Source organism: Sinorhizobium prairiense (assembly GCF_029201645.2).
GTDB lineage: Bacteria > Pseudomonadota > Alphaproteobacteria > Rhizobiales > Rhizobiaceae > Sinorhizobium > Sinorhizobium meliloti_A.
In genome coordinates, this window is record NZ_CP104131.1 from 161,378 (window position 1) to 183,473 (window position 22,096).

21 protein-coding genes, 1 tRNA gene and 2 pseudogenes are annotated in these 22,096 nt (G+C 62.3%); 12 read left to right on the forward strand and 12 right to left on the reverse strand.

From position 1 onward, the window contains the following. Positions 1-38: 38 nt before the first annotated feature. Both N0Q91_RS03415 and N0Q91_RS03420 read right to left on the reverse strand, forming a co-directional pair. Entirely contained in the window at positions 39-800 is a 762-nt protein-coding gene (locus tag N0Q91_RS03415; protein ID WP_275597341.1) for a VOC family protein, read from the reverse strand. Between the two features lie 204 nt (positions 801-1,004). Continuing rightward, positions 1,005-1,477, reverse strand: a pseudogene (locus N0Q91_RS03420) (DUF1579 family protein). A 144-nt stretch (positions 1,478-1,621) separates the two neighbouring features. On the opposite strand from N0Q91_RS03420, the gene N0Q91_RS03425 reads away from it, so the two are divergent. The 6 genes from N0Q91_RS03425 to N0Q91_RS03450 all read left to right on the forward strand — a co-directional run bounded on the left by N0Q91_RS03425 (position 1,622) and on the right by N0Q91_RS03450 (position 5,748). Next, positions 1,622-2,068, forward strand: coding sequence for a MarR family winged helix-turn-helix transcriptional regulator (locus N0Q91_RS03425; RefSeq protein WP_275597342.1), 447 nt, complete (start codon positions 1,622-1,624; stop codon positions 2,066-2,068). Between the two features lie 148 nt (positions 2,069-2,216). Next, a complete protein-coding gene (locus N0Q91_RS03430) occupies positions 2,217-2,753 on the forward strand; it encodes an RNA polymerase sigma factor (protein WP_275597343.1) in 537 nt (178 codons plus the stop codon). Next, a complete protein-coding gene (locus N0Q91_RS03435; protein ID WP_275597344.1) occupies positions 2,750-3,505 on the forward strand; it encodes an anti-sigma factor family protein in 756 nt (251 codons plus the stop codon). The genes N0Q91_RS03430 and N0Q91_RS03435 overlap by 4 nt, the downstream gene beginning before the upstream one ends. Before the next feature lie 139 nt (positions 3,506-3,644). Continuing rightward, on the forward strand, positions 3,645-4,844 hold the full coding sequence (sorT, locus tag N0Q91_RS03440; protein WP_198516770.1) for a SorT family sulfite dehydrogenase catalytic subunit: 1,200 nt from the start codon (positions 3,645-3,647) through the stop codon (positions 4,842-4,844). Positions 4,845-4,919: 75 nt separating this feature from the next. Then, complete coding sequence (gene sorU / locus N0Q91_RS03445) at positions 4,920-5,261, forward strand: SorU family sulfite dehydrogenase c-type cytochrome subunit (RefSeq protein WP_018096746.1); 342 nt, start codon at positions 4,920-4,922, stop codon at positions 5,259-5,261. A 43-nt stretch (positions 5,262-5,304) separates the two neighbouring features. Continuing rightward, positions 5,305-5,748, forward strand: a complete 444-nt coding sequence (locus N0Q91_RS03450) for a pseudoazurin (protein WP_100672915.1) — start codon at positions 5,305-5,307, stop codon at positions 5,746-5,748. Positions 5,749-6,072: 324 nt separating this feature from the next. On the opposite strand, the gene N0Q91_RS03455 is transcribed toward N0Q91_RS03450, so the two are convergent. Then, positions 6,073-6,540, reverse strand: a complete 468-nt coding sequence (locus N0Q91_RS03455; RefSeq protein ID WP_100672916.1) for a MarR family winged helix-turn-helix transcriptional regulator — start codon at positions 6,538-6,540, stop codon at positions 6,073-6,075. 129 nt (positions 6,541-6,669) lie between these two features. Here N0Q91_RS03455 and N0Q91_RS03460 point away from each other — a divergent pair, with 129 nt between their 5' ends. Beyond that, positions 6,670-7,074 (forward strand): GFA family protein, encoded by a 405-nt coding sequence (locus N0Q91_RS03460; protein ID WP_018096749.1) that lies wholly within the window; start codon positions 6,670-6,672, stop codon positions 7,072-7,074. Positions 7,075-7,142: 68 nt separating this feature from the next. Here the strand turns inward: N0Q91_RS03460 and ilvD are convergent, their stop codons facing one another. The 3 genes from ilvD to cpdR1 form a co-directional block, all read right to left on the reverse strand. After that, on the reverse strand, positions 7,143-8,981 hold the full coding sequence (gene ilvD, locus N0Q91_RS03465) for a dihydroxy-acid dehydratase (protein WP_275597345.1): 1,839 nt from the start codon (positions 8,979-8,981) through the stop codon (positions 7,143-7,145). A gap of 436 nt (positions 8,982-9,417) precedes the next feature. Continuing rightward, a tRNA-Val gene (locus tag N0Q91_RS03470) sits at positions 9,418-9,492 on the reverse strand. 281 nt (positions 9,493-9,773) lie between these two features. Next, entirely contained in the window at positions 9,774-10,136 is a 363-nt protein-coding gene (gene cpdR1 / locus N0Q91_RS03475; protein WP_003531148.1) for a response regulator CpdR1, read from the reverse strand. Between the two features lie 190 nt (positions 10,137-10,326). Here cpdR1 and N0Q91_RS03480 point away from each other — a divergent pair, with 190 nt between their 5' ends. Further along, positions 10,327-11,208: an N-formylglutamate amidohydrolase gene (locus N0Q91_RS03480; RefSeq protein ID WP_020487499.1), complete on the forward strand. Its 882-nt coding sequence runs from the start codon at positions 10,327-10,329 to the stop codon at positions 11,206-11,208. 299 nt (positions 11,209-11,507) lie between these two features. After that, entirely contained in the window at positions 11,508-12,287 is a 780-nt protein-coding gene (hisN, locus tag N0Q91_RS03485) for a histidinol-phosphatase (protein ID WP_018096753.1), read from the forward strand. Here the strand turns inward: hisN and N0Q91_RS03490 are convergent. Then, the gene (locus N0Q91_RS03490) at positions 12,284-13,267 is read right to left on the reverse strand and encodes an alpha/beta fold hydrolase (RefSeq protein ID WP_100672919.1); all 984 of its coding nucleotides are present in this window, start codon (positions 13,265-13,267) and stop codon (positions 12,284-12,286) included. The genes hisN and N0Q91_RS03490 overlap by 4 nt on opposite strands. A gap of 374 nt (positions 13,268-13,641) precedes the next feature. On the opposite strand from N0Q91_RS03490, the gene N0Q91_RS03495 reads away from it, so the two are divergent. Beyond that, positions 13,642-14,103: an Hsp20 family protein gene (locus N0Q91_RS03495; protein ID WP_003531141.1), complete on the forward strand. Its 462-nt coding sequence runs from the start codon at positions 13,642-13,644 to the stop codon at positions 14,101-14,103. 126 nt (positions 14,104-14,229) lie between these two features. Here N0Q91_RS03495 and N0Q91_RS03500 read toward each other — a convergent pair whose 3' ends face one another. From N0Q91_RS03500 to N0Q91_RS03520, 5 genes and pseudogenes are all read right to left on the reverse strand, one after another. Continuing rightward, a complete protein-coding gene (locus tag N0Q91_RS03500; protein ID WP_275597346.1) occupies positions 14,230-15,744 on the reverse strand; it encodes an ABC transporter substrate-binding protein in 1,515 nt (504 codons plus the stop codon). A 15-nt stretch (positions 15,745-15,759) separates the two neighbouring features. Beyond that, a pseudogene (locus tag N0Q91_RS03505) lies at positions 15,760-17,465 on the reverse strand (dipeptide ABC transporter ATP-binding protein). Further along, positions 17,462-18,313 (reverse strand): ABC transporter permease, encoded by an 852-nt coding sequence (locus tag N0Q91_RS03510; RefSeq protein WP_100672922.1) that lies wholly within the window; start codon positions 18,311-18,313, stop codon positions 17,462-17,464. The pseudogene N0Q91_RS03505 and the gene N0Q91_RS03510 overlap by 4 nt, the downstream one beginning before the upstream one ends. Then, entirely contained in the window at positions 18,310-19,248 is a 939-nt protein-coding gene (locus tag N0Q91_RS03515; protein WP_018096760.1) for an ABC transporter permease, read from the reverse strand. Before N0Q91_RS03515 ends, N0Q91_RS03510 begins: the two co-directional genes overlap by 4 nt. 51 nt (positions 19,249-19,299) lie before the next feature. Beyond that, a complete protein-coding gene (locus N0Q91_RS03520) occupies positions 19,300-20,190 on the reverse strand; it encodes a proline iminopeptidase-family hydrolase (RefSeq protein WP_275597347.1) in 891 nt (296 codons plus the stop codon). A gap of 125 nt (positions 20,191-20,315) precedes the next feature. On the opposite strand from N0Q91_RS03520, the gene N0Q91_RS03525 reads away from it, so the two are divergent. Both N0Q91_RS03525 and N0Q91_RS03530 read left to right on the forward strand, forming a co-directional pair. After that, positions 20,316-21,098, forward strand: a complete 783-nt coding sequence (locus N0Q91_RS03525; RefSeq protein ID WP_018096762.1) for a helix-turn-helix transcriptional regulator — start codon at positions 20,316-20,318, stop codon at positions 21,096-21,098. Positions 21,099-21,151: 53 nt separating this feature from the next. Further along, a complete protein-coding gene (locus N0Q91_RS03530; protein WP_033057556.1) occupies positions 21,152-22,075 on the forward strand; it encodes a proline iminopeptidase-family hydrolase in 924 nt (307 codons plus the stop codon). The last annotated feature ends 21 nt before the right edge of the window (positions 22,076-22,096 follow it).

The window sequence follows — 22,096 nt, forward strand, 5'->3', positions numbered from 1 at the left end:
TGTTCGCCGCCTTCCCGCATTTCGAGAGGCTCCAACCTTCAGCGTTTCGGCGCGACCAGCGCGAAGAGCGCCCCTTGAGGGTCGGTGAACTGCGCGATCCACGCTCCGCCGGGCACTTCCATCGGACCCATCAACAGCTTCGCGCCGCCGGATTGCGCCCGGTCGATTGCCGCGTCGATCGCCTCGACATTGAAGTAGTAGAGCCAGAAAGGATTGGGAACCTCTCTCGGTCTGGTCATCATCCCGCCGATCGGCTGACCATTATGGGCGAAGATCTGATAGATGCCCATCTCGCCCATATCCATCGCCTGGTCCTTGGTCCAGCCGAACAGCTTGGAATAGAAGCTGAAGGCCGTGTCGAGGTCGCCGGCCATCAGTTCGTGCCAGCCGATATTGCCGGCAGCCATTTGCTCCATGGCCGGTGGCGGATCGCCGTCGCCCCTGAAGAGGGCGAAGGCGGCGCCGTGCGGGTCGGTCACGATCGCGAAGCGGCCGATATTCGGAATGTCCTCCGGCGCTCGATGGACCGTTCCGCCTTCGGCGGCGAGTTTGGCGGCGGTCTCGTCGACATCGTCGACCGCGATATAGCCGAGCCATGCCGGCGGTATCTGCATGTCGAGCGCACCTTCCGGCATCGTCATGAGACCCGCTACCTGGTGGTCACCGGAGGAAAAGAGCGTGTAGTTCATGCCGGGCACTCCCGCGTCGCGCGCGCTCCAGCCAACGATGTCCCTGTAGAAGGCTTCCGCCGCCTTCATGTCCGTCGTCATCAGTTCGTACCAGACGAATTTCCCATGCATTGTCGGTCCTCCGGTTGTTCTGGATGTGTCGTTGCGGTTGGCGACGGACGGTCGCGTGGGGGACGCGAACGCAATCGAAGGCTAGTTCCGGTCCGTCCGCACGCGCTTCATGTCGTTGGTCGACCTGAAATCGTGAACGTGATCGCCTGTAAGTCAGCGCGCAATGCGGGCGGAAAACCGCGCGCACTTTTCCTCGATTCCTCTCTAGCGGCGGCGGTATTCCGCGCGCATCATTTCTTTCCAGTCGCCGCTTTCGGTCTGGACGCGGGCCGTAAGGGTTCGGCTGTTCGCGTCGATGAGCGTTATTCTATCCTGATATCGTGCAGTCTTGCCGGGATTTTCGAAATCGGGGCCTTCACAATTGAGGGCAAGCGTCTTCCCGTCGTCCTCGATCACGCCGTCATAGACCCACATATGCGTCATCATGGATCCTATCCAGGTGCCGAGATAACGCTTGGTGTCGGGATTGTAGCCGAGCGTCATCAAAGTCTGGCCGGGGCTCCCCCGGGCATGATGCCCTGTCCCTCGCACACGACCCAGAGACCGTGCATCGAGCGGACGTTTTCGATCCAGGGCTGGCTGTCCTCGCCGCTTCCCGTCGAATCCTCCGACGTGACCGTCCACTCGCCGAGCAGCTGTTCCAGCCATCGGTGTTCTTCCTGAGGCTCTATTTTCACGATTCCCTCCCATGGTCGTGCACAGCCGTCCCCTTCGCCGGCGCTGAAGCGCCGCTCAGCGGCCGAAGGATCCTTCCGTGCTTCCTTTGCGCGCGCCTCACGCCGGCGCTTGACTAATTATGTTGATATCAACATTACTATTTTATGTCAAAGCCGCTGCCGATCCCTTTTTCCACCACGCTCTTCGTCAGGGACACCTGCCTCTGCCTGCATGTCCAGCGCGCCGCCCGGGCGCTCGCCCGCCGGTTCGACGAGGCGCTGAGGCCGCTCGAGATTACCAATGGTCAGTTCTCGCTGATGATGTCGCTCAACCGGCCGGACCCGCCGAGCATGAGCGCGGTTGCCGCCGTGCTCGCCATGGACCGCACGACCTTGACGGCGGCGCTGAAGCCGCTGGAGCGACGAGGGCTTGTAGAGTCGTTCGCCGACCCTGGCGACAGGCGTCTGAAACGCGTGCGGTTGACGGCGGAGGGCGGCCGGCTGCTCGCCGAAGCCCTGCCGATCTGGGAGGCAACCCATGAAGCGCTCGACGAAGGTCTGGGGGAGGGCGGCGCGCAACGTCTGCGGGCAGATCTGCTCGCACTGACCTGATGGGGCGGCAAGCGCGCCGAGAAATCGCGAACGGAGGGAGCGCATCATGGAATAAGCGGGGCAACTCGCTCGTCTCTACGCCGCGGAGGAAAAATGGGACGAACCGGAAGAATCGAGGCGGGAACGCGAGCAGCCCTGATCGGGTGTCATGTCGGGTATCATGCGCTCGCGCGTTGAACGGAGACTGGAACCGCATTATGCGCGGCTTTTCGCTTATGCCGTCGCGCTTTCGCGCGATCGCGACGGAGCACAGGATATTTTCCAGGAGTGCATCGCCCGCGCCTTGGATGCGCGAAACGTGCTCGAAACGGAGCCGGCGTTTCGCGCATGGCTGTTCTCCATCCTGCGCAACATCTGGATCGATCAGTCCCGTTCTCGCCGCCGCCGGTCCGACCTGGAACAGGAGTTCATCACGGATCTGGTGCCCGCGCCGGTCGCGCCGGAAACCGTGCTGGTCGATGCGTTTTCCGTGCGCCAGGCGTTTACCCGGCTTAGCACGGAACACCGGGAGATACTTGCACTCGTCGATATATCCGGTTTCAGTTACGAGGAAGTGGCAATGATGATCGCCGTACCCAAGGGTACCGTCATGAGCCGCGTCAGCCGGGCCAGACGGGCACTGGCAGCGCAGCTCGGCGAGGCCAACGTCGTCCAGCTCACCCGGCAACGAGAAGGCCGAAAATGACGGAAAACGAGATCGATCCCGAAATCTTGAGTGCCTATGTCGACGGTGAGCTCGAGCCGGAGGAAGCGTCGCGCGTCGCGCGTCTGATCGCGTCCGACGAGGCCGTCGCGCGGCACGCGGCGAAGCTGTCGGAGGTCAAGGCCGCGGTGGCTGGGATGGCTCCGGAAATCGTCGTGGTCACCGTGCCTCGTCCGCGGCCGGTGAGTAGATGGATGCTGTCGTTTGCTGCGGGTGCGTGCGTCACGCTACTGGTCTTCGCGGCGACCTGGTTCGGGGTCGCGAGGGCGCCGGGAGGGCCGGTGGATGCGGCGGTTCGCGACGCCGCTCTGGAACATGCTGCATGGGTCGGGGGCTCAATAGCGCCGCCGGTGCTTCCGGCTTCCGCGCCCTGGGACCTGTTTGCACCGGAAATGACCGCAGCCGGCTTGACGCCCGCCTTCGTGCGCGACACGTCCGTGGACGGCAAGGCCGCCCTGCATACGGGGTATGTCGGCCGCTCCGGTTGCCGGCTGAGCCTTTTTCGATTCACTCGCCCCGACGCGAGACAGGAATTCGACTTGTCGAGCGAAGGCGGACTTCTTCACGCCTCCTGGTCGGGCGGCGCCGAAAGCTTCCTGCTCGTCGCCCGAGGCATGGACGAAGCCCGCTTCGCCCTTCTCGCCGGTTCCCTGAAGCTCGCGAGCGAAGGGGAGCGCCAGGGAGGGGGGCTCATCGCCAGCCTCGGGGTGATGCGCCAACCCTGCGTCGGCTGAGCGCCCGATAAGTCGCGGCACCGTCGGCTTTCGGAAAAATAATCCGACGGAGGGAATTTTCCACGCCGTCACTCGTCTCTTCCGATCATTCGAAGAAGATCGACCGGGCATGCTGCCCTGCGGAAAAGGGAGACGCGACTTGATTGACTTGCTGACCATGAAGCGGCGGAGTTTTCTGACCGGGAGCGCCGGAGCTGTCGTCGCTGCCGGTACCGGTGGGCTTGCGCAGGCGAAGGAAACGAAGCCTCTGCCCGACTACATTGCCTGGAAAGACGCCGACGCGCTGATCGTTCACAGTGACAAGACGCTGGAGACCAAGCGGAGCGAGTTCGGCACCAGCGTCATCACGCCCGAGGATAAGCTCTACATCCGCAACAACGTCAACACGCCTCCCGAATCGATTCTTGCCGATCGCGACGGATGGAAGGTGGAGATATCAGGCGTAAAGGAGCCGCGGACGCTCACGGTTGCCGAGCTGAAGACTCTGGGCCTGGTGACGGCGGCGACTGTTCTGCAATGTTCGGGCAATGGACGCAAATATTTCAAGGATCAACTGACGGAAGGTCAGAAAATGAGCGGCACGCCCTGGACGGTGGGTGCTGCGGGCTGCGTCATCTGGAGCGGCGTCCCTCTGAAGGCCGTTGTCGAGGCCCTGGGCGGGCCTGCCGAAGGCGCCCGCTTCATCACGGGGACGGGCGGTGAGGAGCTTCCGGCAGGTCTCGACCCCAAGCTTCTGGTGGTCGAGCGCTCGGTCCCGATCTCGAACCTCGACAATGTGATCCTGGCATGGGAAATGAACGGGAGGCCTCTTTCCCTCGCCCACGGGGGGCCACTACGGATGGTCGTTCCGGGCTATTCGGGCGTCAACAACATCAAATATGTCAAGACGGTCGCCCTGACCGAGGCAGAGACGGACGCGAAGATCCAGAAGTCCAGCTATCGCCTTCATGCGCTCGGGCAAAAAGGTGCGCCCGACCAGCCATCGGTCTGGGAGCAGCCGGTGAAGTCCTGGATCACCACCGCGCAGGAGGCCGCGAAAGCGGGCCCGGTTCAGATTGCAGGCGTCGCCTTCGGCGGAATGAATGCCTGCAAGAGCGTGGAAGTCTCTGTGGACGGCGGCCAGACGTGGCAGGAAGCCGAGTTCGTCGGACCCGACCTTGGACGTTTCGCCTGGCGCGTCTTCGTCCTCTCGGCCGACCTGGCGCCCGGGACCTACACGCTCGTCAGCCGTGCGACGGATACCGAGGGCAACGTACAGCCCGAGGAAAGCGAAATGAATGGAGGCGGCTACAGCCATAACGGCTGGCGTGCGCCGGGCGTCAAGCTCACCGTCTCCTGATGAAAGGAAGGGTTCCGCTGCGCATGCCGCGGAACCCTGTTTCACGATCTTCCCCTATCAGTTTCGGATCAGAACATGACCTATGCTTCAAGCCGCCGGATCGCGGCCGTGCTCACCTGCGTAACCATCGGCCTGTCGACGATCACGGCATCCGCCGAAGAAGACAAGCTTGCACTCGGTAAAGAGATATTCCTCGAACGGTCGGAACCGCAGTGTGCGCTCTGTCATACGCTGGCGGATGCGGAGGCCGTGGGGGAAGTTGGACCCAATCTCGACGAACTCGCACCCGACGCGGAGAGGGTGAGCACGGCCGTCATCAACGGCATAGGCCCGATGCCGGCCAACGAAATCCTCACGGACGAAGAAATCGAGGCCGTTGCGCTTTATGTCTCGACGGTTGCCGGAAAGGCCGAGTGATCGGCGTCATGCGAGCGTTACTCGTCAAGCAGAGGAGAGTGCGTTGAAGACAAGAATGATGCTTTTGGCGATGTTGGGGGCGGCGTACGCAGGTCAGGTACAGGCCGAGGAATTTCGCATCGAAATGCTGAACAAGGCCGCCGACGGCCGGATAATGGCATTCGAGCCCGCAGTCGTGCGTGCCCAGCCCGGAGACACCATCACCTTCGTGGCGACGAACAAGGGGCACAATTCAGCTCTGATGAAGGGCGGTGCGCCGGAAGGGGCAGAGAGCTGGAAGGGCAAGATCAACGAAGAGGTCAGCGTGACACTGAGCGAGCCCGGTGTCTACATGTATCAATGCACGCCGCATCTGGGCATGGGCATGATCGGCGCCATCGTGGTCGGAGAGCCGACGAACCTCGAAGCGGTCAAGGGCATCAAGTATCCCGGAAAATCGAAGGCAGCCGCGGAGGAGATCTTCGCGGAAATCGAGCGCGGCGGCTGACGGACGGTTGCTTGCGCTTGTAGCGGGATGAGGAAAATTGCTTGCGGTTTTCCGTCCGCATCCCGCGTCTTCTTGGAACCGTTCATGATTTCAGATCGGCCCGACCTGAGATCATTGTGATTTCGTGTTTTCCTGATTTCTGTGCTTGTCACAAGGACCAGCAGCGCTACGCCCGTGGCGCGGGAGTTCTTTCCAGCCCAAGGACTTGGGCTGGCTGGATTCCGGTGACAGGCACGGGAACGAGGAGCGGAAGGGTAGCGTAGCGATAGCCGGCGACACCGCCGCTGCCGTCTTCGTTTGCAACAACCGTTTTGCCGGCGGCGCTTACGGCGGGGCCGCCGCACCGCGCTCGCGGAAGAGCGCGATGATTTCTCCGACGAGCACTGTCGCCCGCCGCAGCTTTTCCTCTCCGACTTCGCTGCCAAGCTCATTCGCCCAGACGGTCTGGCGTGCGGTGATCTCGGCGAGGACCGTCTCGCCCCGCGACGTGAGCACAATCAGCTTCGCGCGCTGATGTGCGGGATTGTCCCGGTACTCGATCAAACCCTCGGCTTTCAGAACGTCGGCAATGCGCTGTACCCCCTGCCGGGCGAGCCCGAGCGCGCGCGCGGTATCGGCAACCGACATGGCAGCATGTCGAGCCGCGGCCAGAACCTGCCAGCGGGCGCTGCTCTGGCCGGATGGTTGCGCGAGCCTATCTCCTTCGGAGGTCAGATGCCCGGCGAGGCGAAGGACCGAGATGGCGAACTCTGCGAAGGCGTCGCCGGGCGGTGTACGAGAGCTTGGATTCATATTGACAACATATTGTCGTTCCGCTTAGATGACAACATGTTGTCACTATGTTCGATGCTTGGCAAGCCTGCGATCATTGAACATCAAGGAATGTCTCGAACATTTAGATCCAAACGGGGAGAAACGAGGATGCAAAAGACCTATCAGGGCAGCTGCCACTGTGGACGGATCCGGTTCGAGGTCGACATCGATCTCGAAGCGGGAACCAGCCGCTGCAATTGCTCGTACTGCTCGAAACTGCGTTATTGGGGCGCGAGCGTGAAGCCGGAGGATTTCCGGCTGATGTGCGAGGAGGCAGGCATCGGCGATTATCAGTTCGGCACGATGAGCGGCCATCATCGGTTCTGCACGGCGTGCGGCGTGACGCCCTATGGCCACGGCTATGTCGAAGAGATCGGCGGCGCCTTCGTCTCCATCAATGTCGCATGCCTCGACGGGGTCGATCCTGCCGAGTTTGCGGCCCTGCCGATCCAATATATGGACGGGCTCCACAACAACTGGTGGAATGCACCGGCCGAGACGCGGCACATGTGAATTGGCAGCTCCGAAACAAAAGCTCCCGCCGCGGCGGGAGCCTTTTCGACAGCTGCAATGCCGTTAGTTTAACGGTCGCCCAGATCTCTCACGGCGCCGCGGTCGGCTGATGTCGCAAAGGCCGCGTAGGCCTTGAGCGCGGTCGTTACGCGGCGCTTGCGTTGCTCGGCCGGTTTCCAACCCTTGGCGTCCTGTTCGGCGCGGCGAGCGGTAAGCTCGGCCTCGTCCACCCGCAGACTGATGGTGCGGTTCGGAATGTCGATATCGATCATGTCGCCTTCGCGCACCAACCCGATCGTTCCGCCGTTCGCCGCCTCGGGCGAGACGTGGCCGATCGAAAGACCGGAGGTGCCGCCGGAGAAACGTCCATCGGTGATCAGCGCACAGGCTTTGCCGAGACCCTTCGACTTCAGGTAGCTCGTGGGGTAGAGCATTTCCTGCATGCCCGGTCCGCCCTTCGGCCCCTCGTAGCGGATGACGACGACGTCGCCGGCCTTGATCTCGTTGGAGAGGATGCCCTTCACGGCGGCGTCCTGGCTCTCGAAGACGCGCGCCGGGCCGGAGAATTTCAGGATGCTCTCGTCCACGCCCGCGGTTTTCACGATGCAGCCGTCGAGCGCGATGTTGCCCTTGAGTACCGCGAGGCCGCCATCCTTCGAAAAGGGATGTTCGACCGACCGGATGACGCCGTTTTCGCGGTCGGTATCGAGCTCGTCCCAGCGTGCCTCCTGGCTGAAGGCGACCTGCGTCGGAATGCCTCCGGGAGCGGCGCGGAAGAAGTTTCGGACAGTGTCGCTCGACGTGCGGGTGATGTCCCAGCGGTCGATGGCGTCGCCGAGCGTCTCGGCGTGGACAGTCGGGCAGTCGCGGTTGATAAGGCCGCCCTTGTCCAGCTCGCCGAGGATCGACATGATGCCGCCGGCCCGGTGTACGTCTTCCATGTGCACGTCGGCTTTTGCCGGAGCGACCCTCGACAGGCACGGGACCTTGCGCGACAGCCGGTCGATATCGTCCATGGTGAAGTCGATCTCGCCCTCATAGGCGGCGGCAAGGATGTGGAGCACCGTATTGGTCGAGCCGCCCATGGCGATGTCGAGCGCCATGGCGTTCTCGAACGCCTGCTTGGTGGCGATGTTGCGGGGCAGCACCCGCTCATCCTCCTGCTCGTAATAGCGGCGCGCCAGATCGACGACGAGGTGGCCGGCCTCGACGAACAGGCGCTTGCGGTCGGCATGGGTCGCGAGCGTCGAGCCGTTGCCGGGCAGCGACAGGCCGAGCGCCTCGGTCAGACAGTTCATCGAATTGGCCGTGAACATGCCGGAGCAGGAGCCGCAGGTCGGGCAGGCGGAGCGCTCGATGATCTTGACGTCCTCATCGGAAATCTTGTCGTCGGCGGCAGCGACCATGGCGTCGACGAGGTCGAGCGCATGCGTCTTGCCGTGCAGCACCACCTTGCCGGCCTCCATCGGCCCGCCGGAGACGAAGACGGCCGGGATGTTGAGGCGCAATGCCGCCATCAGCATGCCGGGGGTGATCTTGTCGCAATTGGAGATGCAGACCATGGCGTCGGCGCAATGGGCGTTCACCATATATTCGACGCTGTCGGCGATGATCTCGCGCGAGGGCAGCGAGTAGAGCATGCCGTCATGGCCCATGGCGATGCCGTCGTCGACCGCGATCGTATTGAATTCCTTGGCGACGCCGCCGGCCGCCTCGATCTCGCGCGCGACGAGCTGGCCGAGGTCCTTCAGATGCACATGGCCCGGCACGAACTGCGTGAACGAGTTCACCACCGCGATGATAGGCTTGCCGAAGTCGCTGTCCTTCATGCCCGTCGCGCGCCAGAGGCCGCGGGCGCCGGCCATGTTGCGGCCGTGGGTGGTGGTGCGGGAGCGATAGGCAGGCATGAACGTGTTCCTTCACGGACGAATGTCATTAGGCGGATGTGGCGATCGCAGAGCGCCGTTGCAGGGGGTAGTAGCGCAAAATTGCGCGCGCGTCATCTTCCGCGCCAGATTATTTCCGGCGGCGCGCGCCGGCGCCGGCACGGCTCCGCGCAAGAAAAAAGGCCGGGCTGAACCCGACCTTCCTCAACACCTTCAGCCGATGCCAGTACATCCGTGGTCAATGGCGAGGTGGTATCTCTTAACAAGCGAACATGAAAACCATGTGACAACGATTCGAAAATCCCGCGCGCGCTTTCGGCAAGCCGGCAGAATCGCCGCCGTTCACGGGTTTCGGTCTCGGCTTCGGTTAAGGGCGAAAATGCTCTGCTCGGATCAGCGAGGCTGGGGGAATTGAAAAAGGGCTTGCGGTCTCCCGTAAGCCCTTTTGAAACTGGGATGGTGGGCGTGACAAGGATCGAACTTGTGACCCCTACGATGTCAACGTAGTGCTCTCCCGCTGAGCTACACGCCCATCCGATGCGGCGCATAGACCACAAAACCGGCGCCCGCGTCAATAGGCTCTTCGAAGGTTTTTTGACAGAAATTGCGCAAGGTCCGCGCGGCATGATTTCAGGGGGACCGGCACTCTTTTTGGACCTCCTGCAGATCCGGCGAGCGCGCTAACGCATTGAAATAACGAAGCCCCCTCGATGCTGGTGATCGAGGGCGGCGTCGAGGCAATGCTTGCGCGGAGCGCGTCTCAGGCTTCGGCAAAGGGGGCGCCGGAAAGCTCGGCGCATATAAGTTCGCTGCTCAGGCCGCCAGCATCTTGTTGACCTCGTTGACGAGGTCGCGCAGGTGGAAGGGCTTGGAAAGGACCTTAGCATCCTTCGGCGCCTTGGAATCCGGGTTCAGCGCAACGGCGGCGAAGCCCGTGATGAACATCACTTTCAGGTCGGGGTCGAGTTCGGTCGCACGGCGGGCGAGCTCGATGCCATCCATCTCCGGCATGACGATATCGGTCAGGAGAAGCGAAAAGGGTTCTTCGCGAAGCCGGTCATAGGCGCTGGCGCCGTTGTCATAGGAAAGGACCTTGTAGCCAGCCTTTTCCAGCGCCTTCACTAGAAACCGGCGCATGTCGTTGTCGTCTTCGGCAAGGAGGATTTTCGCAGTCATATCTGGCCGTGGCTACTTCTTCTGGATGCTGGTGAATTGCGGCAGCTCAGCAAACCGCAACATGGTAAATATCTGGTGAACGGGCGCGATCAAGTCCCTTGAACCAGCGGGCGGCCACTATGGACACAGAGGCGACCAACTGGCAACATGATCTGAATAGCAAGAACCGGACATGGTAAAAAGGGTTCCGATGGGGGAAGCGGTTAAGTGGGAGTTTTTCGAGGTTCTGGAACCCGCAAGCCAGAGGATACCCTTCGTTTTCAACTCGCCGCATAGCGGCCGGCATTATCCCCAGTTCTTTCTCGACCAGTCGCGCCTTGATCCGCATTCCATCCGCCGCTCCGAAGACCATTTCGTCGATGAACTGTTTCGCAGCGCCACGTTTCTGGGGGCGCCCTTGCTTCGGGCGCATTTCCCGCGCGCCTTCCTCGACGTAAACCGCGAACCCTACGAACTCGACCCGCGCATGTTCGATGGCGCCTTGCCGCCGCACGCCAATATCAGTTCGATGCGTGTTGCCGGCGGCCTTGGCACCGTGCCGCGCCTCGTCGCCGAGAATATGGAAATATATCGTGGCCGTTTTCCGGTCGAGCAGGCGCTCGAGCGCATCGAGACGATCTACAAGCCCTATCATGCGACGCTCAGAAAGCTGATCGCCCGCACCCATGTCGAGTTCGGGATGTCGATCCTCATCGACTGCCACTCGATGCCGGGCAACGTGCATCTGCCGGGAAGCGGCCATCGCCCGGACTTCATTATCGGCGATCGCTACGGAACGAGTGCGGCGGCGGAACTGTCCCGGGTGGCGGTGGAGCTTCTGGAGCAGCTCGGCTATGCGGTCGCGCGCAACAAGCCCTATGCCGGCGGCTTCATCACGGAACATTACGGCCGCCCGACGCGTGGACTGCATGCGCTGCAGATCGAAATCAACCGCGGCCTCTATGTCGACGAGGCAACCCTGATCAAAAAGCCGGGATTTGCGGCACTCGAGGCCGACCTCGCAACCTTTATCGCGGCGCTCGCGCGGCACGTCGAGGATTTCGCCGCCTATCTGCCGCTGGCCGCGGAATAGCAACGCGAAAGGGCTTTTGCGTGCCCGGCGGCGCAACGCTGCTCAAAAAGAACCGCGCCAGCGGCGCGGTCAAGTCTAGGGAGGAAACACCCAAGGAGGGTATTTGCAGCCACGAGTGACTGCAGAAAAACTGTAATGCTGCGCTGCACAATTGTCAAGATTCGAAGACCCAGACTTTCGTATCGGTACAGGGCGCCGTCTTCCGGCGCGCCTCACGGAAGCGGCAGCCGACGTCGGTCCGTTGCCTTTCGCTGAATTTCGTCTATTCAGATCGAACCTCCTTCCTCGCAGAGAGCGACATGCTGCCCGACCGTACCTTCTTCGACCGTCTCGCCGACGCCGCCAAGGCCGAAACCATGCCGCGCTTCCGGGTCGGTACGAGTGTTCTCAACAAGCTCGAAGGCGGCTTCGACCCGGTGACGGAAGCCGACAGATCGGCGGAGGCCTCGATCCGCGCTTTGATCGAGAGCAGCTTTCCGGAACACGGCATTCTCGGCGAAGAGCACGGCAATATCGGCCTCGACCGCGAGCTCGTCTGGGTCATCGACCCGATCGACGGGACCCGCGCATTCATCTCCGGCCTGCCGGTGTGGGGCACGCTGATCGGCCTCTACCGGAACGGCAAGGCCGTCATGGGGCTGATGGACCAGCCCTTCACCGGCGAGCGATTTTTCGCCGACGGCGAGAAGGCGCTCTATCGGGGACCCGACGGAGAGAGGGTGCTCGCCACACGGCCCTGCCGTGCGCTTTCGGATGCCGTCCTGTTCACGACATCCCCGCACCTCTACACGGGCGAGCTCAAGGAACGCTTCGAGGCATTGCAGGAGAAGGTGCGGCTCTTCCGCTACGGCTGCGACTGCTATGCCTTCGCGCTGCTCGCAGCCGGCCATGTCGATCTCGTCGTCGAATGCGGCCTGAAGCCCTACGACGTCGGCGGGCTCATTCCGCTGATCGAGCAGGCGGGCGGAATCATCACCGACTGGAAGGGCGGGCCGGCGGAAATGGGCGGCGAAATCATAGCTGCCGGCAGCCGCGAATTGCATGCGCAGGCGCTTGAGACCCTCAAGGGCCGGGGTTAAGCCTCTTCCAACTGCCGCGGCAGGGACGCGGGATCCTCGGCGTCGGCGCCCGGCAGGAAGGCCAGGATCGCGGCCAGCGCCTGGGCGCGATAGCGGTCGGCCTCCTGCAGGAGCTCGTGCCGCGCGCCGTCGATCGGGATCAGATGCCCCGCACGGAAATTGCTGGCCAGCCGCTCGACCGGTAGATACGGCACGAGCTTATCGGCCGTCGGGGCGAGTATGACGGCGGGTATGGTGATCCTCGTCAGATGTTCGTGCTTGAGGACGCGCCGGATCGTTTTGAAAGCTTCGCTCAGCCAGCGGGCGGTCGGCGGTCCGACCCGCAATTGCGGACGCGCATCGATGAGCGCCAGGTTGCGAGCGTAGCGCCGCTCGTCCGCGGTCAGCACATTGCCCTTGAAAGGGGTACGGTTGCCTTTGTCGGCGCTCAGCGGCAGCCTCCCGAGGCCGATCCAGCGCATGGCCGTCGCGATCGCCCCGATACCCCGTTCGCCGATCGCCTGACCGCCCAGGCCGACGAAGGGGGCAAGCAGCACCATCCGGTCGATCCGGCTTGCGAGCATGGGAGCGAGCGACAGGGCGACGAGCGCTCCCATGGAATGGGCGACGATCGAGAAGGGCAGGCGGGTGTCGGGCAGGACGATCTCGTCGAGGAAAATAGTCAGGTCGCGCTCGTAATCGGTGAAATCCTCGACATGGCCGTGGGTCCAGTGCGGCGACAGCCGTTCGGAACCGCCCTGTCCGCGCCAGTCGAAGGTCGCGACCCAGAAACCGGCGGCCACGAGATCGCCGATCGTTTCGAAATATTTCTCGATCGACTCGTTGCGACCCTGCAGCAGGACGATGGTGCCGCGAATGACCGGGGCCTTCGACCTGAACACCGCGTAGCGGATCTTGCGGTTGCCGGCTCCGTCGAAAAAGCCCACCACCGGATCGCCCGGCATCGGATTTTCCGGCATCGAATGAAGGAGAGTGGTCATGGGGAGCGGGCCAGAAGGAACATGCAGATAGGGATAGGCGGCGGCCCGCCACCCGTCAAAGAAAAAAGCCGGAAACGGTGGATGAAATCCGGACGATCACCGTTTCCGGCCGCTGAAGGGAGAAGGGACATGTCACTTCAGCCCTGGGAAGACCCAGTGTCTCCTTTCTAGCCCACGGCGGCTGAACGGCGGCCGAACCCGTCGTTCATCCATTGTTCAGGAAGCGCCGACGGCATCCCTCTTGAACTCGCGCGCGGGCATTCCCATGTCTTCTCCGCGGGCGCCGAAGAAGGGTCCGCTCACCGGTCGAGCCACAGCCGGAACGGGGTGGCAGGCCAGACATCGCAACCGTTGCTCTTATGGAGGACGACATCATGCGTCACTTTGATTTTTCTCCCCTCTACCGCTCGACTGTCGGCTTCGACCGTCTGTTCACCATGCTCGATAGCCTCGGTCAGCCGGATCAGTCGCAGACTTATCCGCCTTACAACATCGAACGCACCGGCGAAAACGCCTATCGCATCACCATGGCCGTTGCCGGTTTCGACGAAAGCGAGCTTTCGGTCGAAGCGCGTGAAAACACGCTGACGATCAAGGGCGAAAAGAGCGAAGAAAAGGGTGAGGAAACCCAGTTTCTCCATCGCGGCATAGCCAAGCGCGCCTTCGAGCGCCGCTTCCAGCTTGCCGACCACGTCGAGATCAAGTCCGCTTCGCTGAAGAACGGCCTGCTCCACGTCGATCTTCTGCGCAATATCCCGGAAACGGCCAAGCCGCGCCGCATCGAGATCACCGCGGCGGCTTCGCAGCCGAAGCAGATCGAGGCGCAGACCGCCTAGAGCGCTTCCCTGTTTCATGGAAGCATTGAAAGGCTCTAAAGTCTTTGAAGCTGCGCACTAATGAAAAGACGGCGTCCAAATGGGCGCCGTCTTCGTTTTGCCGGGATGCCTGTGACGGGCAAACCGTCAGTTCTTCACCGCATCTTCCAGGAAAAATCGGCCGAGCGGGTTCTGGTAGAAATTCTCGATGTTCTTGCGCGAAACGTTGAGATAGGGGCTGTAGTAAAGGTCGATCCAGTGGACGTCGTCCTTCGCCGTCTTCTGGATCTCGACATACATGGCCTCGCGCTTCGCCGGATCGAGTTCCAGACGTGCCGCTGCGACAAGCTCCTTCACTTTCTCGCTGTTGTAGCGGGTCATGTAGTTCATATTTGTGTCATGGCCGAGCACGAAGGTGGTCTTCTGGTCCGGATCGAGGACGTCGTTCGTCCAGTACATCACCGAGATATCGTAGTCCCCGGCGACGAGCATGTCCCAGCTCTGGCTCGCGTCGACCTTCTGCAGATTGACCGTGACGCCCGCCTTTGCAAACTGCTGCTGCAGCAGCACGGCGATCTGCTCGTCGACCTCGTTGCCCGCGTTTACGACATAGTTCAGCGTCAGGTCCGATGCCCCCGCCTCGGCCAGCATCGCTTTGGCCTTCTCCGGATCGTAAGGATACTGGTAGTTGGCGTCGTAGTGATAGAGCGAGCCCTTTGGAATGTAGGAATTTGCGACCGTGCCGAGGCCGAACGTGACCGTGTCGACGATCGCCTTCTTGTCGATCGCCATATCCAGGGCCTGGCGCACTTCCTTTTTGACAAGCATGCCGTGCTCATGGTTGATGAGCAGATGGTCTTCGCGGGTCGAGGTATCGATGTGGACCGTGAGGTTCGGGTCCTTCTTCAATTCCTCGACGCGCGAGAACGGAACGAAGATCGCCGTGTCGAGCTGGCCGGCCTGGACGTTCAGCATGCGCGTGTTGTCGTCCGGAACGGAAATCCATTCGACGCCGTCTAGTTTCACACGATCCGCCTGCCAGAAGTTCGGATTCTTTTCGAGGATGACCCGGTCGCCGCGCCGCCACTCCTTGACGGTGAATGCGCCGGACGATGCCGTTGGCAGTTCGGCGAAGGCGTCCTCGCCAGCCTCGACGGCTTTCTTGGAAAGCACCGAGACGTTCGGAAGGGCAAGCGTCGACAGGAAGGGGGCGGAGGGCGTCTTCAGCTTGACGACCAGTGTCTTCGGATCGGCCGCCTCGGCGGTTTCGACGATCTTGTAGCTGTCGCTCCACAGAGAGCCTTCGTGGTCGCGTATGCGCAGCAAGCTGAAGGCGGCATCCTCGGCCGTTATCGGCGAGCCGTCCGAGAACTTCGCGTCGCGGATCTTGAACGTGTAGGTCAGGCCGTCGTCGGAAAGGGTCCAGCTTTCGGCGAGGCCGGGCTCCAGCTTGGTGCCGGTCTTGTCTACGCGGACAAGCACGTCGAAGACGTTGGAGAACACCCAGTTGTCGACGTTCTGGGCCGACTTGATCGGATCGAAAGTCGTCGAATCTTCGCGGCGGCCGATGGAGAGGATACCGGCGGCCTCCGCATAACCGGCACTGAGCATAAGGGCGGCTGCGAAAGCGGCCCGGCCGATATTGTTCCACCTTTTGATCATTGTTTGTTCCCTTCGTTATTGTGGCAGGCGTTTGACGGACAGGATCGGTTCCACTGGCGCCGCATCGGTAGGGCCGAGCAACGACCTGTCGGGATCGATGTCGGGGATCGCGGCGATCAATGCGGCGGTGTAGGGATGTTTCGGCCGGGAGAAGACGTCCTCGGAGCGGCCCTCCTCGACGATCTCTCCGCGATGCATCACCACGGTGCGTTCGCACAGATTGCGCACGATCGCGAGGTCGTGGGCGATGAAGATCAGCGTGAGGTTAAGGTCGCGGGCGAGCTTGCGGAAGAGGTCGACGATCTGCGCCTGGATCGTGACATCGAGTGCTGCGACGCATTCGTCGGCGATGATCAGCTTCGGATCGACGGCAAGCGCACGGGCGATGCCCGCCCTCTGGCACTGGCCGCCGCTCATGCTGCGCGGCTTGCGGTGGGCGAATTCGCGCTCGAGGCCGACAAGGTCCAGCAGCTCGCCGATGCGTGCCGGAATGTCGGCTCCGCCGATCTTTTTCTGCACTCTCAGAACTTCAGCAAGAGTCTGGCCGATGGTCAGACGCGGGTTCAGTGCATTGAACGGATCCTGAAAGACCATGGCAGACTCGTGTCGCAGCCTGGCGAGACCCGCACCCCTCTGCTGAGAAAGATCGATACCGTCGAAGCTGACGCGACCGGCGGAAATCGGCGTCAGGCCCAGCATGGCGCGGGCAAGCGTACTCTTGCCGCTGCCGGATTCGCCGACGATACCGACCGTTTCGCCGGGCATGATCTGCAGGTTGATCCCTGAAACGGCGCTGACGGTCCTGGCGTTCTTACCCCAGAAAAGACTGCCGCCCGACGGGAAGCGCACATGCAGGTCATCGATCTCCAGAAGGGGCCTTGTCGTTCCATGCAAGGGCGTTGGGAGACTGATGGCGGGGGCACCGCATCAGGCATGGATGGATGGCTGTGGATGAGGCGAACCGTGTACGGGTCCTGCGGTGCGGACAGGATCGTCCGTTTAGGACCCTGTTCCAGCAGCTTTCCGCCGCGCATCACGGCAATGCGGTCGCAGGTCTGCGCCACGATGCCGAGATCATGGGTGATGAGAATGATCGACAGGCCGCGTCTGTCGCGGATGTCCATCAGGAGTTTCAGGATCTGCGCCTGGATCGTGACGTCGAGCGCGGTGGTCGGTTCGTCGGCTATGAGGATTTGCGGATTGCAGGACAGGGCCACACCGATCATGGCCCGCTGACGCATGCCGCCGGAAAGCTCGTGCGGGTAGCTGTCGTACTGGCGGGCGGGGTCAGGGAAGCCGACCTGCCCCAGTATCTCGACCGCTGCCGCCCGCGCATCGCGGCCGCTCAGGCCCTGATGGTAGCGGATGCCCTCGGCGATCTGGTCGCCGATGCGCATGACCGGGTCGAGGTGGCTGGTCGGGTTCTGGAAGATCATGCCGATCTCGGCGCCGCGTACCTCCAGCATCTCGGCGTCGGTGACGGCAGTGAGGTCGCGCTCTGCGAGGAGAACCGCACCGCCTTCGATCTTCAGCAAGGATGATGGCAGGAGGCGAACCAGCGCGCGGCAGAGCAGGCTCTTGCCCGATCCGCTTTCGCCGACGAGGCCGAGGATCTCGCCCTTGGCCAGGTCGAGCGAGACTCCATCCAGCAGCGTGCGCGTCTCTCCCTGGAGATGCGCCTTCACGGTCAGGTCGCGGACAGACAGGACCGAGACGCTCATTCGTGCACTCCGAGCAATTCGCCGAGCGCGTCGCCCAGCATGCTGAAGCCGAAGGCAAGGCAGACGATGGAAAGGCCGGGAAACAGCGTGATCCACCAGGCCGTGGTGATGAAGCTCTGGCCCTCCGCGACCATAATGCCCCATTCGGCGACCGGCGGCTGGACGCCGAGACCGAGATAGCTGACGGCCGCCCCGCTCAGCAGCACCAGGACGGCATCCGACATGGCAAAGACGATCGAGCCGGCAATGGCATTGGGCAGCAAGTGCCGGAACATGATGCGGAAGCGGCCGAAACCAAGGCTGACGGCGGCCACCGCATAGTCGCTGTTCTTCAGAACGAGAATCTGTGCCCGGATCAATCGGGCATAGGAAACCCATCCGACCAGCGCCATGGCGATATAGAAGCTGCCGAGGCCCGGGCCCAGAATGGCGATTATCGACAGCATCAATACGAGGAATGGAAAGGCGAGGATAATGTCGACGAGGCGCATGAACAGCGCGTCGACAATGCCGCCGAAGAAGCCGGCGACGGTGCCGACGATCGTTCCTATGACGAAGGGGAAGGCGACGCCGATCAAGGCGATCTGCAGGTCGATGCGTGTGCCCCAGATGACGCGTGAAAGAAGGTCGCGGCCGAAGTTGTCGGTGCCGAACGGATGCAGAAGCGACGGCGGCTGCAAGCGGGCTGCGCCGTTCTGCAGGATCGGGTCATAGGGGGCGAGGACGGGTGCGCCGATCGCCACCAGCAGGAAAAACAGCAGGATTCCCGCGCCAATGACGAGGGCCGGCCTCCGGCCGAAGAGCAACCGCCAGCCGGCCGGCGACGAGGACACCGTACCGGCGCTCACAGTTTCACCCGCGGATCGACGGCGACGGTGACGATGTCGGCGACGAAATTGACGAGCACAGTGGCGCAGGCAAACACCATGGCGACACCCTGCACGACCATGTAATCGCGCGAGAAGATGGCGCGTACCAGCAATTGTCCCATGCCCGGCAGGGCAAAGACGCTTTCGACCACGACCGTGCCGCCGATCAGCCAGCCGATGTTGACCGCCAGAAGGTTGATGGTCGGCACCAGCGAATTCGGAACGACATGCCGCCAGAAGACGATGCGCTCAGGCATGCCGCGCGCGCGGGCGGCTGTCGCCACGTCTGACTTCAGGGACTCGATCATTGCCGCGCGCAGGCTGCGAACCAGCACCGTCGACAGGGAAAGAGCGACCGTCAGGCTCGGCAGGATCAGATGGGCGAGCTTGTCACCGAAGGTCGCCCCGTAGCCGGACACCGGCAGCAGATCCAGCTTGACGCTGAAAAGGATCATCAGCATCAGGCCGAGCCAGAACGGCGGAAAGCCGATGCCGAAAGTGGAAACAATCCGGACGATATGGTCCGGCGCCCTGCCGGAGTTACGCGCTGCAAGCGCCGCCATGGGCACGGCGATGAGAACCGCCAGAACGACGCTCGACAGCACGAGCGCGACGGTCGGCTCGATACGGGTGGCGATAAGCTTCAGGACATCGATCTTGTAGAGGATCGACTTGCCCATCTCGCCATCGGCGAGATTCTTCAAAAAGTAGAAATATTGCTGCCACATAGGCTCGTCGAGGCCGTACTGGGCGCGGATCTTGGCGATGGCCGAAGGGGTGGCGCGGGCTCCGAGCAGATTGCGCGCCGGATCGCCGGGGATGAGCCGCACCAGAATGAAGGTTATGATGCTGATCCCGAAGATGACCGGCAGGAACTGCAACGGCCGAGTGAGGACGAACCTATAGCGATGCATGGCGATGCGCGCGCCTCCGTCTCGTTCGGATGTCTCTCGCCATGTTTTGCATCAATTCGGCCTGTGCCGCGACAGGAAATCGATCAGCGCAGGATAATAGTCCGCCGGGTTCTCGTAAAACGGCATGTGGCTTGCATTGGCGAAAACCCTGAGCTCGGCATCCGGGATGGCGAGCTTCATCTTCAACGCGCAGGCCGGCGTGAGCTCGTCGTGTTCTCCCGTGGTGATCAGCGTCGGAACCTTGATCCCGGGGAGGTCGGGAATGCGGTTCCAGTCCTTGAGATTGCCGATATAGAGAAACTCGTTCGGGCCCTGCATCGTGCCGTAAGGACCCATGTTCCAGTCGTCCAGGGACCGGCGTACCGGTGCGGGCCATTCCGGCAGGCGGCAGACATGGCGATAGTTCAGGATGGTAATGGCAGCCAAATATTCGGGATGATCGTATGTGCCCTGCGCCTCGTGCTTCTGCATCATGGCGACGGTCTCCGGGCCGAGGGCGGCGCGCAGCCGCTCAAGCTCGGTGACGAGGTGCGGCATGTCGGCGACCGTATCCTCCAGGATCAGCGTCTGCAGGTTTTCCGGGTATGTCAGCGCGTAGTCGATCGCCAGCCAGCCGCCCCAGGAATGGCCGAGCATGTGCACCTTGCCGAGCCCCAGCGCCTTGCGAACCGTTTCGGTTTCCTCGACATATCGGCCGATCGTCCAGAGCGAAGGATTGGTCGGGCGGTCGGAGGCGCCGGTGCCGAGCTGATCGAAGGCGACGACGCGATAGCCCTTGTCGATGAGGCACGAATGGGCCTCGCGCAGATAGTCACAGGGGAGTCCCGGCCCGCCATTCAGGCAGAACAAGGTCTCCGGGCCCGAACCGAAGCTGTAGGCCACCACCTTGTAGCCATCGACTTCGATTTCGTGTCGCGCCTCCGGCTCGATATCACGCCACATTGACCGCCCCGGCAAAGAAACTGCTTGCTCAATATTTGAGCACGGCTAAATTTTATCCGAAAGGCCAACCGGCGCCCAGCTATAAGAAGTGATAGGTTGGCGAGTGACCGGGACCGGAGACAAGGATGTTTGACGAACTCGGGACGATCAGGAACCAGTTCACCGCGCACGACACGCTGGATGGCCGTATAGACCAGGTGTTCGAGGCGATGAAGGCGATCGGCTTCGAGGCGCTGATCTACGATTATACGCCGGTGCCCCGCGATCTCGACGGTACCATCATGGTCCCGTCGCTGCTGAAACTTCGCAACATCTCGGAGGATATGCACGACTACTGGTTCGATCGCGGCTATTTCCGCATCGATCCCGTGCAGCAGGTGGCGCTGCGCACGTCAACTCCGTTCTTTTGGAACTATGATCCCGATGCGGACACGCTGATCAGACGCTTCATGAGCGATGATACGGCGCCCGTCGCCCGCTATCTGAGCGAACGGGACATGTCGACCGGCGTCACCGTGCCGGTCCACATGCCGCGCGGCGACTATGCGACGGTCACGGGTGTGCGTTTCGGCGGCAACCGGGCATTCGAGCGGCATGCGCTGCGGTACATCGCCGATTTCAACCTGCTTGCCCATGTGTTTCACGAGGCGGCCTATTCGCTGTTCGACGCGCAGGCCTTCAACGCCGGCACCGCGAGGCTGACGGAGCGGGAGCGCGAATGCCTCCGCCATTCCGCCGAGGGTCACTCGGCCAAGGAAATTTCGCGCATCATCCACCGTTCTGTGCCGACCGTGGTCATGCATCTCAACGCCGCGGCCAAGAAACTCGGCGCTAAGAACCGTACCCAGGCGGTTGTCCGCGCCACGCACTACCGGCTGCTCGAAGAGCGCCCATCCTATAACTTGTGATAGCTGCCACGGCTTGAAGCCCCGCGTTATGTTCCCTCCGTTGTCCGTCAGACATGGAGATGCATGTGGCCGCCGTCGCGTCGAAGGAAGCCTTCCTGCCCTTTCGCGAGTACCAGACCTGGTATCGCATCACCGGTTCGCTCGACAGCGGCAAGCTGCCGCTGGTCGTTGCCCACGGCGGACCGGGCTGCACCCACGACTACGTCGATTCCTTCAAGGGGATCAGCGAGATCGACGGACGCGCGGTCATTCACTACGACCAGCTCGGCAACGGCAACTCCACGCGCCTTCCGGACAAGGGCCCGGATTTCTGGACACCTGACCTGTTCCTCGGGGAACTCGACGCGCTGCTGAAGCATCTGGGCATCCAGGATCGCTATGCCTTTCTCGGACAGTCCTGGGGCGGCATGCTGGGTGCGGAACACGCGGTTCTGAAGCCCACGGGTCTGAAGGCGCTCGTCATCGCCAATTCGCCGGCCAACATGCATACCTGGGTGGCGGAAGCCAATCGCCTGCGCGGGGAACTGCCGAAGGCGGTTCAGGATACGTTGCTCAGGCATGAGCAGGCCGGGACGATTACCGATCCGGAATACATCGCCGCCTCGCGCGTCTTCTACGACCGCCATGTCTGCCGCGTCACGCCGTGGCCTGCGGAAGTCGCGCGCACCTTTGCGATCATGGACGAGGACAATACGGTCTATCGCAACATGAACGGCCCGACCGAGTTCCACGTAATAGGCACGATGAAGGACTGGACGATCGAGGACCGGCTGATGCGGATCGAAGCGCCGACCCTTTTGATTTCCGGAAAATACGACGAGGCCACGCCGCTCGTCGTCAAGCCGTATGTGGATCGCGTGAAGGGCTGCGAATGGGTGCTGTTCGAGCATTCCAGCCACATGCCGCATGTGGAGGAGAAGGACTTGTGCCTGGAAACGGTCTCTCGTTTCCTGTCATCCCACGATACCGACGCTTGATAAGACGACGCGCCGTTTCGT